The organism is Lacibacter sediminis, assembly GCF_014168535.1.
In the GTDB taxonomy this organism is placed as follows: domain Bacteria; phylum Bacteroidota; class Bacteroidia; order Chitinophagales; family Chitinophagaceae; genus Lacibacter; species Lacibacter sediminis.
This window is the reverse complement of the sequence record NZ_CP060007.1, coordinates 4,560,040-4,576,875: the sequence shown is the minus strand read 5'-3', so window position 1 is coordinate 4,576,875 and position 16,836 is coordinate 4,560,040. Positions and strand designations below refer to the sequence as shown.

Annotated in this window: 10 protein-coding genes; 2 read left to right on the top strand and 8 right to left on the bottom strand. The window is 39.8% G+C overall.

Annotated features, from left to right (window positions below; genetic code table 11):
* Positions 1–4: 4 nt before the first annotated feature.
* From H4075_RS19445 to H4075_RS19410, 8 genes are all read right to left on the bottom strand, one after another.
* Positions 5–1,042 carry a glycoside hydrolase family 43 protein gene (locus H4075_RS19445; protein ID WP_182802480.1) on the bottom strand — a complete coding sequence of 346 codons (1,038 nt, stop codon included), beginning with the start codon at positions 1,040–1,042 and terminating at the stop codon, positions 5–7.
* Between the two features lie 53 nt (positions 1,043–1,095).
* A complete protein-coding gene (locus tag H4075_RS19440) occupies positions 1,096–2,532 on the bottom strand; it encodes an MFS transporter (RefSeq protein WP_182802479.1) in 1,437 nt (478 codons plus the stop codon).
* 28 nt (positions 2,533–2,560) lie between these two features.
* Positions 2,561–3,673 carry an endo-1,4-beta-xylanase gene (locus H4075_RS19435; RefSeq protein WP_182802478.1) on the bottom strand — a complete coding sequence of 371 codons (1,113 nt, stop codon included), beginning with the start codon at positions 3,671–3,673 and terminating at the stop codon, positions 2,561–2,563.
* A gap of 30 nt (positions 3,674–3,703) precedes the next feature.
* Positions 3,704–6,262 (bottom strand): glycosyl hydrolase 115 family protein, encoded by a 2,559-nt coding sequence (locus H4075_RS19430; RefSeq protein ID WP_182802477.1) that lies wholly within the window; start codon positions 6,260–6,262, stop codon positions 3,704–3,706.
* Positions 6,263–6,336: 74 nt separating this feature from the next.
* Entirely contained in the window at positions 6,337–7,083 is a 747-nt protein-coding gene (locus tag H4075_RS19425) for an SDR family NAD(P)-dependent oxidoreductase (protein WP_182802476.1), read from the bottom strand.
* Between the two features lie 27 nt (positions 7,084–7,110).
* A complete protein-coding gene (locus H4075_RS19420; RefSeq protein WP_182802475.1) occupies positions 7,111–9,249 on the bottom strand; it encodes an alpha-glucuronidase family glycosyl hydrolase in 2,139 nt (712 codons plus the stop codon).
* Between the two features lie 19 nt (positions 9,250–9,268).
* Positions 9,269–10,297, bottom strand: a complete 1,029-nt coding sequence (locus tag H4075_RS19415) for a LacI family DNA-binding transcriptional regulator (RefSeq protein ID WP_182802474.1) — start codon at positions 10,295–10,297, stop codon at positions 9,269–9,271.
* A gap of 28 nt (positions 10,298–10,325) precedes the next feature.
* Complete coding sequence (locus H4075_RS19410; protein ID WP_182802473.1) at positions 10,326–11,357, bottom strand: LacI family DNA-binding transcriptional regulator; 1,032 nt, start codon at positions 11,355–11,357, stop codon at positions 10,326–10,328.
* A gap of 650 nt (positions 11,358–12,007) precedes the next feature.
* Here H4075_RS19410 and H4075_RS19405 point away from each other — a divergent pair.
* The gene (locus H4075_RS19405) at positions 12,008–15,082 is read left to right on the top strand and encodes a SusC/RagA family TonB-linked outer membrane protein (RefSeq protein WP_182802472.1); all 3,075 of its coding nucleotides are present in this window, start codon (positions 12,008–12,010) and stop codon (positions 15,080–15,082) included.
* A gap of 18 nt (positions 15,083–15,100) precedes the next feature.
* Complete coding sequence (locus H4075_RS19400) at positions 15,101–16,789, top strand: RagB/SusD family nutrient uptake outer membrane protein (protein ID WP_182802471.1); 1,689 nt, start codon at positions 15,101–15,103, stop codon at positions 16,787–16,789.
* Positions 16,790–16,836: the final 47 nt, after the last annotated feature.

Sequence of the window (16,836 nt, the reverse complement as noted above, 5' to 3'; positions counted from 1 at the left end):
TCGTTTAATCGTTGTAAGGTTTGATCGTTTTCATAAAGCCATTCTCATCATGAATAAGCTCGGTTACTTTCACACTGCGTAAATGCGTAACACCTTTACTTAAACTGCTGTCGTGATAAAACAAATACCATTTGTTTTCAAATGCACAGATCGAATGATGTGATGTCCAGCCTACAACAGGTTCTAAAATTCTTCCTGCATATTTGAACGGACCATAAGGATTATCGCCAATTGCATAACACAGGTAATGTGTATCGCCTGTTGAATAGGAGAAATAATATTTGCCGTTATATTTATGCATCCAGCTTGCTTCAAAGAAACGCCGGTCGGTATCGCCTTGTAAAAGCGGTTGACCGTTTTCATCAGTTATCAAAATATCTTTTACATCTTCGGCAAACTCTAATAAATCATCTGTGAGCTTTGCCATCTTTGGACACAATGCAGGTTCATTTGCTTCCGGTAAAAATGCAACCGGGCTTTCCGGTTGATCAGCATTAAACTTTCCTGTGCGCCAACGTTGCAATTGTCCTCCCCAGATACCACCGAAGTACATATAATAACTTCCATCATCATCTTTGAATACAGCCGGGTCAATGGAGAAACTGTTTTTGATTGCTTCCGGTTGTGCTGTAAATGGACCAACAGGTGAATCACTTACCGCTACACCAATTCTGAAAATACCGTCATGATCTTTTGCAGGAAAGAATAAATAATACTTACCATCTTTCTCTGCAGCATCGGGTGCCCACATTTGTTTTGCTGCCCACGGTACATCATTTACATGTAATGCAAGTCCATTATCAACAGTTTCACTCGTTGGCGAATCCATCGAAAGGATATGGTAATCTTCCATAGCGAAATGACTGCCGAGATCATCAAACGCATCACCTGCATCCACATCATGCGATGGATAGATATAAATTTTTCCGTTGAACACATGCGCCGATGGATCGGCTGTGTAAATATGTTTCACCAACGGTTGCGAAATTGCTTTGCTGTTTAATTCATCAAAGTCGATATGATCAATGCTGTCTTCCGGCATAACTTGTTTTTTGTTCCGTCCGACGAGAACGCCTGACGGGCGTAGTTAAAAATTTAAGCTCGTCGTATTTTCAAATCGTTTTCAATTTGTGTTTCCATTTTCTTGTTGATCTCATAGAAGAACAACAAGCCGGCTCCTAGTAAAAAGGGAATAGAAGGGAATACACTCACTAACAATTTTGTACCCTCTATTGCGGTTGCTGTTTGTGCGGTTTCACTATTGGCAGCATAGTTGAAGAGACCTAATATCCATGTCAATAAAGCATTACCAACACTTAATCCTGTTTTCAATCCAACCATCATGGCTGAGAAAATGATCGCAGTTGCACGTCTGTTATTCTTCCATTCGCTGTAATCGGCCACATCAGCGATCATGGCCCATAATAATGGAATCGTGATGCCATAGAAAAAGCCATGCAAAATTTGTGAACCAAACATCAGCTCAACTGAGGTTGCCGAAAAGAAATAAAATAGAAAGATAAACAGCGTTGAAATAACCAGGGCTACTCCAAACACATCCCGTTTGCCATATTTATCTGCAAGACGTTTGGAAAAACCAATGCCAACAATCATGAAAATAATTCCGCCGGCATTAAACAAACCAAAACCTGCTGACACAGGATCTTCACCAAAAAAGTTGATACCAACATTCGAAAACCCGTTTAGGATAGGAGTAATAAATTCGGTTAACCTTTCTTTATCTACATAATTCTTAAAATAGTAAACATAGGAACCGCCTTTCATTGCAAGCGTAATAAACACAAGGATGGTCAACACCAACATAATTACCCAAGGCCTGTTTTTAAACAAGTCTGCCAGGTCTTCTTTTAAACTAGATTTCTGTTCCGGCTTTGGTACAATACGTTCCCTTGTTGTAAAGAAGGTGATTAGTAACATTACTGTTCCAATAATGGCTAACCAGGTCATTACTTTTTCAATACCAACTGCTTTATCACCACCACCTGCAGCAACAATAATGGGCAGCATAAATACCTGCACAAAAAACTGTGCAAACATTACCGCTACAAAACGATAGGCCGACATGCTGTTGCGTTCTTTCATGTCGCCGGTAATCACACCACTTAAAGCAGAGTAAGGAAGATTGTTTGCTGCATATAACAACAATAACAGCGTGTAGGTAACAACTGCATAAATCACTTTTCCTTTGTAAGAAAAATCTGGAGTGCTGAATGCAAGCAATGCAATTACACCCAAGGGAACAGCGGTAAATAAAATCCACGGACGAAACTTGCCCCACTTGGAAACAGTCCTATCTGCAATAGCACCAATGATTGGGTTGAAAGCAAAAGCAGCGACCAAGCCCACGATTAACATTAATGCCGATGCGTGGTTGGTATCGAGGCCATAGATATCTGTATAGAAATAGGCCAAGTAGGTTACAAGTGTTTGAAACACGAGATTGGCAGCAAGATCGCCTAAACTGTATCCTACCTTTTCCTTTACCGATAATTTTTGTGATGATGATTCCATGTGTATGATTTATTGACCGGACAATGAATTATTTTTTTAATGCCATTACTGCATGATAGGCAGGCTTTGGTTGAAATGCACGATCGAATAAAAGTGGATAGTTCGTTCTGCCACGCACAGGCCATCCGTTGAGCCAGCTTTGTCCGTCATCAACACCCCAAAAAGTTACACGTGTAATTTTATCCTTGTGTTTTAAAAACAGTTTGAACAGGTTGGCATAATCGGTTGCCTGTTTTTGCAGTAAGCTGTCGGGGATTCCATTTGCATAAGGATTCAATTCAGGATTGGAAGCCTGGCGTTGGTTAACATCTGCTCCTTGAAAATTACGTGGCAGCATTTCAATATCCAGCTCTGTGATCATCACTTTCAATCCCAATGCATGATATGCAAGGATACTTTCTTCAATATCTTTTAACGGTACACGGCCAATATGCCAATGTCCCTGAATGCCTACACCATCAATGCGCACACCCGCAGCCTGTACTTTTTTCACCAATGCAATACAGCCTTCACGTTTTTTAGGTTGTTCGTTATTATAATCGTTGTAATAAAGTTCGGTACCGGGTGAAGCTTTTTCTGCAAGACGAAATGCTTCTGTAACAAAGCCATCTCCCATTTTATCGAGGAAGATCGATTTGCGCATGGTACCATCTTCATTCAATGCTTCATTCACCACATCCCATGAAAAGATTTTTCCACTGTAACGGCCTGCAACAGTATTGATATGATTGATGAAAAATGTTTTGAATGAGTCAACATCTTTTATTCTTCTTGCAAACTGTGGTAACTGACTATGCCAGATGAGTGTATGGCCATTCACTTTCATGTTGTTCTTTGCGCCGTACGCAACAATTTTATCGGCCAGGTCAAAATTATATCTGTCCCATTCAGGATGAATGATCTCCGCCTTCATAATATTTTCCGGCGTAATAGCATTGAACTGTTGTACGATCAATGCATTTGCTTTGGGATCTTTTTCTTCGATCTGTTGTGTGTTCAATGCAGTACCGATAAGAAAATCTTTTTTATATGCTTCTTTCAGTGAATTACCGGCAGCACCCATTCTGCTTGTGCTTGTACAGTACGCAAAGCAAGCCAGTATGGCCGCAGCAACAGCGAATTTCGAAATGAACTTTTTCATGTTTTTTGATTTAGGCAAGATGTATAAATATTATTTGTTGATTCTTGTTTCAGGTGGGCCGAGATAACTTGGTTTCATGTCACCAAAATCAGCCACCATTTTTTGTAATACCACACCACTGTTCACCATCCAGTATTTGATCACATGCTTACCGGGTGTGTTGATCTTATGTTTACTTGTTTTGATGATAATACTTTCGCCCACCCATTTATTCCAGATACCGCTAATGCTGTTTTTATCTTCTTTGTTGAGGCTGATAATTTGCGGGGCTTCATCATCAACAGAAATGGCATATTGCAAACCGTTCTCTGTATTATGGAAATTCAATGATGGAGAGAAGTATGCATGAATTGTAAAACTGTCTTTGCTATACGTATAAATTTCAAATTCCAGAAACGGTGTTGATGCTGATGGTTTTTGTTCAGGTGCTGTTACAGGAACTGTTGTAACCGCATCACCTGTTCTGCCATGATCGGGTAACAGCTTCCAGGAAATTGTCTTGCTGTTGTTTGCTTTGGTGAAATGGGCTGCTTCAATCGAAACAACAGCAAATCGTTCCATAAAGCTATTAGGCTTTGCAGTTGCTGGATATTCTGCTTGCGGTATTCTGCCTATTGAAATAATCTCATCTTTAAATGTGGTGCCTTCGGGAAGATATTGCACAGCTGGCATTTTGTTGAACGGGGGTTGTTGCCAATATGTATAACCAATATGCGTTTGACTCATCATGTGATTCCACTTGCCGCCATTGAGTTTGTGGTATTCTATTGTAATGAGTGAATCTTTTTTATAGAGTTCTTTTGCCCTGTCGGCATATTCAACTGTTGATGCATACTTTTCTTTAAATGCTGTTTTGTTCATTGCAACATTGTAATACATTTCGTTGAGGTTCGCACACGCTTTAATCGGGTGAAGCACCAATTGATAAAATGCGTCTTTCTGTTGAGCAGTTAAATCATTGTTGATGTCTTCTGCTTTTGTCAGCAGGTCATTGTAATCATTTACTACTTGTTCCCACTCACCATAGAAAAGACTATAGGTTCTGTCGTCGAGCAGTTCCGGTTTTCTTCTGCCATTGTACTTAGCATATTTCGCAAGCAGTTCGGCAATAGCGGTTGCATGTTTTGTTCCGAATTGTTGAGCAGCCCATTTTTCTGTGTATCCTTGAATATCTGCAGCATCAATCTTTGTTGGATCCCATGCATAATCTAAAAAGAATGAAATGGGAAGTTCCATTGGTTTGATATCGCCCACATTCACGATCCAGATATCTTTTACATTATGTTCGTATGCCAGATGCATCTGTTCCCAGATGCGTGGCAGCGGATTTGTATTAAGCCATTTGTAATTACGTGGACCACCAACATAATCGAAATGATAATAAATACCATAACCACCTTTGCGAGGCTTTTCATTTGGCTTTGGCAGCTTGCGGAGATTGCCCCAGTTATCATCACATAATAACAATGTAACATCATCAGGCACACGCATGCCTTTATCATAGTAGTCCTGTACCTCTTTGTACAATGCCCAGAGTTGCGGCGTTTGTTCAGCAGGTTTGCCGGTTACATTCTTAATAATTTCACGTTGATCTTTTACAATGCGTTCGAGTAGGGAAGTAGCTGTTTCACGGCTCATTGGTTCATCACCATCGCCACGCATACCAACGCTTACAATTTTTTCGTTCCATGCACGCTGCATTCCGCCACGCCAGAATTCTTTCAGTCCGGATTCTGTACTGTCATAATTCCATTTTTGCTTTTTGCCGTAACGTCGCCATTCATCGTGTGCACGCATGAGCGGTTCATGATGTGATGTGCCGATGACGATACCATATTCATCTGCAACTTTTATGTTCAGCGAATCATCATCATAAAAAGCATTGCCCCACATGGCAGGCCAGATATAGTTGGATTTTAAACGAAGCATTAACTCAAACACCTTTGCATAAAATTTCGAATTGAAGCCACCGAATTTTTCTTTGCTCCAATTGCTGAGTGCAGGTGCTTCATCGTTAATAAAGATGCCACGGTATTTTACCTTTGGTGCATCAGTGATAGCAGGGTTCGTATTAATGAAGATTTCTTTTTTTGTTTGAACAGGTACATCGGCCCACCAATACCAAGGCGATACACCAATTTGTTTACTCAATTCAAATACAGCGAATGCCGTTGCTCTTCTGTCGCTGCCGACAATTACAAGCGCCTGATCAATACCTTTCACTGGATTTTTTACAGTAAGAATTTTATAGGCTTCCCATTTGCCTTTTATATCTGAAACGTTTAATTTCTTTTGTTGGATGAGTTGTTTAATAAACGAGGATTTGTCAACAGAACCAATGATGATAGCGGTACGGGAGGTATTGGCAATGGTATTACTGATGGGCAATTGTTTCAATGTAACCGATTGCATATCGCTTGCAAAAAAAAGTGCAGCTTTGTTTATAACTGTATAATCATTCTTATCAACAAGAATAGTTGCACCTGATAAAGCATACGAGGTGGCACCCGCTTTTTCTGCAAGCAGTTGTGCGTTGGTACCCATTATGCATGCACCAATAAGTACGACAAGCAAGATCGTTTTTTTCATATCTGTTTTTCTATATAAAACCTGTTCTGCACTACAGTCAATGCAGAACAGGTTGAGATCAATCGTTCGTCATTTTAGAAACCGATGCTGTTACCGCCATCAACCGGCAGCACAACACCTGTTACATATTTGGCAGCATCGCTTGCCAAGTATAAAGCTGCAGCACCAATATCTTCCGGTTGTCCCATGTGGCCCATTGGTGTGCGGTTAAATACTTTTGCTTTCCTTTCAGGATCGCTGTTCAATGCCTTTTCCGTCATTGCACTATAAATAAATCCTGGTGCAATTGCATTTACACGAATACCATTCGGACTAAGTTCAACAGCCATTGCTCTCGTCATTCCATCGATCGCTGTTTTACTTGCGCTATAGGCAATTACTTTCGGTAATCCATATTGTGCGGCCATTGAACTGATATTGATGATACATCCGCTTTTACGCTTCAGCATATCTTTCACCACTTCACGACTTATGCTGAACACTGCTGTTACATTCGTTGTAAGGATGCGTTGAAATTCTTCATCTGTTACTTCTTCAAATACTTTCTTTTGATTAATACCTGCATTGTTTACAAGAATGTCGATTGGTCCAGACTCAGTAGTAATATTTTCAATCAATGCAGGAATGGTTGAGAGATCGCTCAGATCGCACACTTTGTAAAATCCATTCTCACCTAATTCTGCTTTTGCCGTTTTCAACTTTTCTTCATCACGACCGACAATGATCGTTTTGATATTGTTTTCCGTAAACGCTTTTGCTATTGCAAGACCCAGTCCCGAGCCTCCGCCTGTTACTATTGCTAACTTTTGTTTGTTACTCATAATGCAAATATTAGTTTGGCCTGCAAGTTAATTGCCCGGCGCAAACGGGAAACGTAAACTTTTATAATAGTCCAATGTTTTATCAGGCTGTTCGTAATTCGAAGGAATTGGTTGTTTAGAAAAAGTCTGGAAATACAGCAGGCAGGCATTGCGCCACCACTTCGCTTCCTCCAGTTGTGTATCGAGTAACATGCTTACATCGTTGAATCGTTGTGCGTCAATTTTTGATTGTTGTTTCAGCCATTCCTGTTTCATCCATTTTACACTGTCAGCACCTGTATAGTATCTGTAAACAAGTTCGTTCCATACGCTTCGCCCGCTTTTCATTTTATGGTTCCATGAAGCATGATGAAACCACAGCAAATATTTTTCATTGCAGGTTGAAATATTTTCCCATTGCTTCCTTGCTTCAGGATGATATTGACCAATTGCATTACTGCCACTGGCTGTACGATTAAAACCAATGCCGACACTATCTGCTTTATGATAATACACTGGATTCCATTCAGGGCGATTGAGATTGCTTACCCATGGACCGGGACCATAATGATGACCTGTTGCCATGATATGATGCAACCCAATCGGGTTCATATAATCAACCATAATTTCTCTGGTGCGCAACATGATCTGCTTCGTTGATTTTACAAACGCAGCATCATTGGAAAAAGTCATACGCAGCCACTCATCTGCAATGGTATCGCTGGTAATATTGTAATCCCATGCCAGTCGTCCCAATGCATACCAATTTGCCTGCGCCATTGGATGCCCTGTCCAATTAATATCGTTGCCGATGTTTGCAACACCTGTCATGCCAGTGAGTGTGTGATCATCTAAACTGCCGTCAATCACTTTCGCAACTGTACTGCCTTTTCCTTTTGCATAGGTGTCGCTGTCCAATACTTCTTTAAAAAGAGGAGCAAGAAAAACCCAATTTGTTGCCTGTCCTAAATATTCCTGTGTTACCTGGAACTCCATCATTAAAGGTGTTTTGGGCATTGCACCAAACAACGGATGAAACGGTTCACGGGGCATAAAATCAATAGCACCATTTTTTACCTGCACCATTACATTGCTGTTGAATTTTCCATCGAGCGGAACAAAATCATCGTTCGCCTGCATGTGTCGATCAACAGGGTTTTCTGCTGCGTATACAAATGCACGCCAGATGACAATTCCTTTATGTGGAGCTACTGCGTTGGCTAACATGTTTGCACCATCAGCATGTGTGCGTTTATAATCCTGCGGACCGGGTTGTCCTTCGCTGTTTGCTTTTACTAAAAAACCACCAAAGTCGGGGATGAGCGAATAGATCTCATTTGCTTTTGCAGTCCACCATTGTTGTACAATAGCATCCAATGGATCGGCAGTCTTTAATCTTCCAAGTTCAATTGGCGAACTGAAGCGTGCAGTTAAAAATACTTTGATACCGTATGGACGAAATACATCGGCCAGTTTTTTTACTTTTTCGAGATAGGCAGGCGTAAGAATGATGGAATTTGCATTTACGTTTGTTAACGCAACTGCATTAATACCGATAGACGCATTCGCTCTTGCATAATCAATATAGCGTTGATCAATAAACGTAGGAAGGCGATGCCAATCCCAAATAGAAAACCCTGCATAACCACGCTCAACAGTGCGGTTGAGATTATCCCAATGATTGAGCATCCGTAATTTCAATTTCGGAATTGAAATAACATTGAGATTGATGACCTTTTGATTGGTTTGTAATAATCGCAAATAATGAAAAATACCGTAGAGTACTGCTAGATCCGTATTACCGGTAATGAATGTTTTGCCGGGTTTTGCTTTGATGATGAAGCCTTCATTACCAATGCGATTTAACTCTTCTTTGGTAACAAGTGCAGATAAAACAGCAGATGATTTTACAGTACCTGCTATGAAAACACTTGATGTATTGATGTTGCTGTTTATTAAATAACTGCTGCCTGTTAAACCTAATAATGCAACTGATAATTCTTTCCGTGCAATAGCAGCAGTAGCTGATGTGCCTAATACAACAGGTGATACAATTTGTTTTTTGTATTCAAGAAGAAGACTTTTGTTTTTGATGGGTACATAACGTAACCACAGATCATAACCATTCTCTGCCCGCACAATCGAACAACAAAGCAATAACAGCAGCAATACGTTTAATCTCTTCATGTTGGTAATCGTTACAGCATTATCCTTTTCGTAAGGATGATTTGCGGATAATTAATTCTGATTTTACAATGATGGTGTTCGTTTGAGTGATCTTGATATCACCTTTCAGGTGTGCAATTAAATTACGTGCAGCAATTTCGCCAATATCAATACCTGGGTAGTTAATAGTGGTCAACTGTGGTTCAATAATTTTGCTGATAGCATCGTTGTTAAACCCAACAATGGCAATATCCTCGGGTATGCGTACACCATGTTCTTTCAATGTTTGCATGCAAACGGCTGCAGAAAAATCATTGGTAATAAAGGCGGCATCCGGCATTGGCTTCATTTCAAGGATCTGCAAAGCAGCTTCACGGCCACATTTTTCACTCAAATCTTTAATGAGCACAAGGTTCTCGTCAAAGGCAATATTATTATCGAACAATGCATCTTTGTATCCCTTAAAACGTTGAGCATAAACGTTACGGTTAAGATTGGCGGTTACAATCACGATGCGTTTACTTCCCTGTTCAATTAAATGCTGTGTGGCCTGGTAACCATTTTTATAGTTGTCGATCACCACTTTGGCATTATCTGAATTCTCTTCAACACGATCAAAAAAGATAACAGGAATATTTTTATCGAAGAACGGTTGAAAGTGATCAAGTCCTTTGGTATCAAAAGAAAGGGAAGCGATAATGCCATCTACACGTTTGTGAAATAAGTTTAGTACGTTGGCCGATTCCTTTTTAAAACTTTCAGATGAGTGGGTAATGATGAGATCGTAACCCGCTTCTGTACTGATCTTTTCAATGCCGGCCAGTACAGAAGTAATGAAGTTACTGTTCAATTCGTGTACAATGATACCAATGGTGTTCGTCTTTTGATTACGGAGATTGCTTGCAAAATTATTATGACGGTAACCCATTTCTTTCGCCGCATCTTGAATTTTCTTACGGGTATTTTTGCTGATGGCAGGGTGATCCTTAAGGCCACGACTGACAGTAGCAGTGGAAAGTTCAAGCACCTGTGCAATATCATAAATCGTTACTTCCTTTTTCTCCTTCATGGTTCTGATTTGTAGTTGAATCGTCTGTTTATTTTTTTTGCCGTTTTGAAGAATCTCTCACCAACAGTGAAGCTTGCAAAACAAGCTTTGTTGTTTTTATCATAGTAATATCACCTTTCAGAATATTAATTAATCCTGAAGCTGCTGCCTCGCCAATATTATATCCGGGATAATCAATTGTTGTGAGCTTTGGTTCAACTACCCGGCTTACAGCATCGTTGTTGAAACCGGCAAAAGCAATGTCTTCCGGTATTTTAATTCCATTCTCTTTAAGACGACTCATGCAATACACTGCACTTATGTCATTTGCACAAAACACAGCATCAGGTCTTTCTTCAGGCTGCATTGAAAGGATTGCATCGGCTGCTTCAATGCCATCCTGCTCTCCAAGCTTGCAGATATGCACCAATTGGTCATCAAATGCAATGTTGTTTTCTTCGAGTGCCTGCTTGTAGCCGTTCAGGCGATCGGTATAAACATCTCTTAATTGATTACCAGCAAGATGCATGATCCGTTTGCATCCCTGTTCAATAAGATGTTTTACTGCTTTATATGCCGCTTCATGGTTATTAATAACAACGCAGGTGCTATGTTCAGTTGGGAAGGCCCGGTCGAAAAATACAACCGGAATCTGTTTATCAAAGAAAGGTTGAAGATGATCAATGTCTTTTGTATCATAGGCCAGTGATATCAGTAAGCCATCCACCCGTTTATTAAACATGGTATGGACATTACTTTTTTCCAGTTCTTTCTTTTCCAATGACTGACTGATGATAATATTATAACCTTCTTTGCTGGCAATATCCTCAATACCTGCCAATACCGAAGTCATAAAATAACTGTTCAAGCGGGGAACGATGATGCCGATGGTTTGGGTTCTTTTATTGCGAAGGTTACTTGCAAAATTGTTGTGACGATAACCCATCTCTTCTGCTTTATCAAGTATCCGGTTTACGGTATCCTTATTTAGGACATTGCTTTTCTTTAGCCCCCTGCTGATTGTAGCAGGCGATAAATTAAGCTCCCTCGCCAGGTCGTAAATGGTTACATCTTTCTGCATAAGAAGAGAATGACAAACATCGTTTATCGGTCTAAGGTAGAAAATTTTTTAAAAAAATAATGCAATCGGTTGCATTTTTAAAAATATTTCCTACATTAGCTTTCAGATTACATTAATTGCATACAAAAGATCAGTATCATTCTCTGTAATTGTTTACAGCAAATGATTACAGAAGTTATGTCTGTTGCTGCTTTTATGAAAGTAGTGATAACATAACTTATGATTATAGCATTTGATAACGGAGGTTCCGAGAACAAAGTGCTATTTTTTTGCTCTTAATATGCAACCGATTGCAATAAATATTTGCCTTAAACCTGACGTAGTGCAGGACCATATAAAAAGATAACTGCTGAAATGAGATCGCTGATTGCTTTGCCGGTTACAATAAGAGATTATACTCTTAATAAGGATGGTCATTCATCTTCGTGGCTGTACAGAAATAATTCTCCGTCTGCGTTTAATGTTTCTTCTTTTTTAGAGATCATTTATCACAAAATAAATTCTGATAAACAGCAATGCTGCTTATCAATGTTTTTACAAAATTCTTATTCGATCCATCTCTCACCAACTTGATTGGCAGAGGATCGTAACAATGTGTTTCTCTTTTTGACTATCATAAAACTGTTTCAAAACTAAAACTAGAATTGACTATGCCAAACAAAAAAAACAATTTGCCATTCAGGATGAGCCGGGTGGCAAAAATTACATCAGTTGCACTGTTGTTCCTGATGCAACTAATGTTAAGTAAAACCGCCGTAGGGCAAACATTAACGGTTAAGGGTAAAGTATTAACGGAAACCGGATCACCTATAGAAGGAGCATCAATTATTCAAAAAGGAACAAATAATGGCACCGTATCAGACAATGCGGGTGTTTTTAGCATTAGCGTTCCAACAGGAGCTACAATTGTAGTTTCTGCAGTTGGTTACAGTGAAAGAGAAGTTGCAGTTAGAAACGGAAGTGAATTGACAGTGCAGCTTTCTTTAAGCGATAAATCACTAAGCGAGGTAGTTGTAATAGGTTATGGCACACAACGCAAAATTGATGTAACGGGTGCTGTTGCAAGTGTAAACCTTGAAGCACGCAGAGATTTGCCAATGACCAACGTTGGTCAATTGCTACAAGGTACTGTGCCTGGATTGAATGTTGGATTATCAACTTCTTCCGGCGGTACTCCTCCAATTTCAATTCGTGGTAGGGTCACATTAAGTGGTAACCAAAATGTTTTGATCATACTTGATGGTATTCAATATACCGGGTCACTTTCATCCATTAACCCGGATGATATTGCAACAATTGATGTATTGAAAGATGCAAGTTCAACCGCTGTATATGGTGCGCAGGCAGCAAATGGTGTTCTTCTTATCACATCAAAAAAAGGACGTAAGAGTGATAAGCCAAGGCTTTCTTTCTCTACTTCTTATACTGTTCAACAACCAACTATTGGAGATTTGAGACCTTACGATAGAGCGGGATTCATCAATTTCATGACACAAAATTTTTATGAAAAAGCTTACACAGGTCCAGGGTTCACGCAGCCTAATCCAAGCTTTAGACTTCAGGATTGGATCGATCCGGTATTAGGTACGCCTGCTGCAGGATTGCAACCACATGATTACGATTGGTTTGATGAAGCAACCAACAATGGTTCGATCTACGAAACCAACCTGAGCATCTCTGGTGGATCAGATAGGTTTACTTATTTTCTCTCTGGTGCTCTCGTTGATCAGAAAGGATATATCATTAACGATAAATTCAAACGCAAAACAATCCGTGTTAACCTTGAGACAAAACCACTAAGCTGGTGGAAAGTTGGGGTTATTTCATCTGGTTCGTTTGTAAACCAAGATGGAGCAGAACCCTCTTTTGGAAGCATTCAACGTATGCCGCCATTGTTAAGACCCTACGATAGTACAGGCACTCTTATTCCGTTCCCAACAAGAACACTGGAACCAAGTCCATTCACTACTTATTATGTGGATGATGTAGAAAGAAATAATTACTATTTCGCTAATGTTTATACAGATATAAGTTTCCCCTTCCTGAAAGGACTTAATTACCGCATGAACTTTGGTAATAACTACCGTGAATCAAAACGTTTTTTTGCAAGCATTTATGCTGCAGGTCAAACAGGACAGGCATTCAAGAATTACCAGAATTACTACGATTATACTTTTGATAATATCCTTACCTATAGCAATACCTTTGGCAAGCACGATGTAACTGCCACTTTATTGTATGGCGCCATCGAAAGGCAATTCAACAGTACCAATTCAAGAGCCGAAGGTTTCACAAGATTGAACCTTAGTTACAACAATCTGTCGCTTGGTACCAATCGGTTTACTGAATCGAACGCAAATGCAGAAGCGTTGAATTATCAAATGGCAAGGGTTAACTATAAGTTTAATGATAGATACTTGCTTACTGCCACAGTCCGTAGAGACGGTTTTTCTGGATTCTCCAAAAATTTCAAGTATGGTGTGTTCCCGGTAATTGCACTCGGCTGGGTTATTTCAGAAGAAAATTTCCTGAAGAAAAGCGAGATCGTTAATTCACTTAAACTCAGAGCCGGTTACGGAATAAACGGAAACCAAACAGCACAGTACACATCAATTGCTCGGGTTGAAACCAATACTTCATATATCTATGGAGATGGTGGTACTACAGCATTTGGCCAGCAGGTTTCATCTCTGGGTAACGATAACCTTGAGTGGGAACGTACTGCCGGTTTAAATATTGGTGTTGATTTCTCGTTGTTTAAACAAAATCGCCTAAATGGTTCTCTCGAATTTTATCAAAACAAAACTACTGATTTATTATATAGCATCAACATTCCTAATGTAACTGGCTTCGGCAGTATCAGAACCAATGTTGGACAAATCAACAACACAGGTTTTGAAGCAGCGATCAATTATGGTATTGTTAGAGCCAAGGATTTCACATGGGATGCAAATCTTAATTTTTCAATCAATGTCAACAAGATTGTAACCATTAGAGGTATTGATGCAAATGGGGATGGTATTGAAGATGATCTCGTGTCAAGTGGTTTATTCATTGGCAGAGCTATTGGAACAATTTACGATTATCAATTAGACGGCATTTATCAATTAACCGATACCAGGTTGCCAGGATTTCCTGTTGGTTCGCTAAGGATTGTAGACCAGAATAAAGATAACGATATCACTCAGGCACTTGACAGGATTGTTCTTGGAAGAAGAGAACCAGCGTATCGTTTTAGTGTAGGGAATACGTTTAATTATAAAGGTCTTTCACTATTCGTGTTCATCAACTCGGTTCAAGGGGGTAAAGATGGGTACTTAGGAAACAACAATCCATCTTATTTCCGTGAAGACAACACAATTCGTATTAATGATCTGCAAGGAATTAATTATTGGTCTCCAACAAATCCTACAGGAAAGTATCCGAGAAATGTTTCCGGCACACGTGCAAAATTTGAGCCCAATTACTGGCAAGACAGAAGTTTCATCAGATTGCAAGACGTTACACTTTCTTATAACTTTTCAAAATTCGTCAAGAAGTTACCAATTCAAACATTGAGTGCCTATTTAAGTGGCAGAAACCTTCACACATGGACAAAGTGGGAAGGATGGGATCCTGAAACCGAAGCGGCCGATGCTAACGGTGTGCAGCAAGCACAGGGTCTTCTTATTGGTGGCCGACCTGTATTAAGAACGTTTACGTTTGGTATAAACATCGTTTTCTAATAAAAAAATATTACTATAATGAAGACTTTAATTCGATTAACATTACTAATTCTTATAATGACAGCTTCGTCATGTAAGAAGTCCTTTCTGGACGAAAAGCCGCTTTCATTTCTAAGCACTACGAATGCCTTTCAGACAGCTAATGATTTTCAGGCTTCAATCAATAATCTGTATAGAAATGTTCGTGATGAATTTTATTCCCGTAGCGATTGGCAGCCCATGCAATACTTATACAGAACCGATCTGGTAGTAGAAGTAACAGTGGGTACAAATCCTCAACTTGCTACTGAGTTTGGGCCAAACGGAACACTTCCAAATAACCATTGGTCGCAGATCTGGAAAATTGTAGCAGAGGCCAACACGATCATCAGCCGTATTCCAGCTTCATCTCTTTCAGCAACTGATAAAGTAGCATTTGAAGCAAAGGGAAAATTCTTTAGAGCATTTGGGTACCGCACTCTTGCCTATCTCTGGGGAGGAGTGCCACTTATTAAAGAAGAAATTGTTTCAGAGAAAACCGATTTTACAAGGGCAACTAAACAGGAGGTGTTGGCGTTTGTAATTGAAGATTTGAAATTTGCAGCCGCTAATCTTCCCGGTATTTCCGTTGTAAAGGATGGTGAAGTTTCAAATTTAGTAGCACAACATCTGTTGTCTGAAGTTTATCTAGCAGCAGGCCAATTCCAAAATGCAGTTGATGCAGCAACAGTAGTAATTAACGATCCAGCAACAGATTTAATGACCAGCAGATTTGGTGCACGTTCATCAGTTAATCCTGGTGATGTTTACTGGGACCTTTTCCAGGCAAAAAATCAAAACAGGAAGAGTGCAAACAACAGAGAAGGTCTTTGGGTAATTCAGTTTGAAACAGACGTGCCGGGTGGTGGAGCCGTTTCCACTGCTATGGCTGGCTCGTTCCAAATGGAAAGGGTGCACGTACCACTGTTCAGAGATTTTCGTGTAAATGGAGTTTCTCAATTTCGTTGGCCTGTTAGCGATTATTCAGGTGGCCGTGGTGTGGGCTTTATGCAACCTTCACGGTACTTTGCTGATACAGTATGGGCAAGTGATTTCAATAATGACATTAGAAATGCCAATCATAATTTCATCAGAGTAATACCTGTTACAAATCCTTCCAGTCCATTATTCGGACAAACAGTTTCTACTCAAAATCCACCAGCTGGTGCCGGCGTAACATATCCTTCAAGGGTGTTTTATCCATACCAGGCGAAAGCAACCACTATTGGTGATCACCCTGCAGGTTTATATGTGAACCCGGGTTCTTCTGATCCTACGTTGAAATTTGAACTGAAGGCATCAGCTGGCGGTACATATGCAGATCAATATATGTTCCGTCTTGCTGAGACTTATTTATTAAGAGCAGAAGCATACATTGGTTTAGGAAATACTGCAGCAGCGGCAGTTGATATTAATGTTGTACGAAGCAGGGCGAATGCTTCTCCAATAACAGCTGCGAATGCTACAATTGATTATGTTCTGGATGAGAGAATGAGAGAATTAGGAATTGAAGAAAAGCGTATGCTCACACTTATGCGTTTAGGTAAACTATATGATAGAGTGAGGAAGCATAATCCATTCTATGGAGTAAACATGCAACCCCATTTTAATCTTTGGGCAATACCTTTTGGAGAAATTGAAAGAAATACTGGCGCTGTGTTAGCACAAAATCCGGGTTACCCCAACTAGAAGCAACAATAGTTTTTGAATAAAATTATGAAAAGGAGAGATGACCT

Bases quoted from the DNA above. Each gene is read 5' to 3' on its own strand.
- H4075_RS19440 (WP_182802479.1), bottom strand. From the start codon at position 2,532: ATGGAATCATCATCACAAAAATTATCGGTAAAGGAAAAGGTAGGATAC.
- H4075_RS19430 (WP_182802477.1), bottom strand. From the start codon at position 6,262: ATGAAAAAAACGATCTTGCTTGTCGTACTTATTGGTGCATGCATAATG.
- H4075_RS19435 (WP_182802478.1), bottom strand. From the start codon at position 3,673: ATGAAAAAGTTCATTTCGAAATTCGCTGTTGCTGCGGCCATACTGGCT.
- H4075_RS19410 (WP_182802473.1), bottom strand. From the start codon at position 11,357: ATGCAGAAAGATGTAACCATTTACGACCTGGCGAGGGAGCTTAATTTA.
- H4075_RS19425 (WP_182802476.1), bottom strand. From the start codon at position 7,083: ATGAGTAACAAACAAAAGTTAGCAATAGTAACAGGCGGAGGCTCGGGA.
- H4075_RS19405 (WP_182802472.1), top strand. From the start codon at position 12,008: ATGCCAAACAAAAAAAACAATTTGCCATTCAGGATGAGCCGGGTGGCA.
- H4075_RS19420 (WP_182802475.1), bottom strand. From the start codon at position 9,249: ATGAAGAGATTAAACGTATTGCTGCTGTTATTGCTTTGTTGTTCGATT.
- H4075_RS19415 (WP_182802474.1), bottom strand. From the start codon at position 10,297: ATGAAGGAGAAAAAGGAAGTAACGATTTATGATATTGCACAGGTGCTT.
- H4075_RS19445 (WP_182802480.1), bottom strand. From the start codon at position 1,042: ATGCCGGAAGACAGCATTGATCATATCGACTTTGATGAATTAAACAGC.
- H4075_RS19400 (WP_182802471.1), top strand. From the start codon at position 15,101: ATGAAGACTTTAATTCGATTAACATTACTAATTCTTATAATGACAGCT.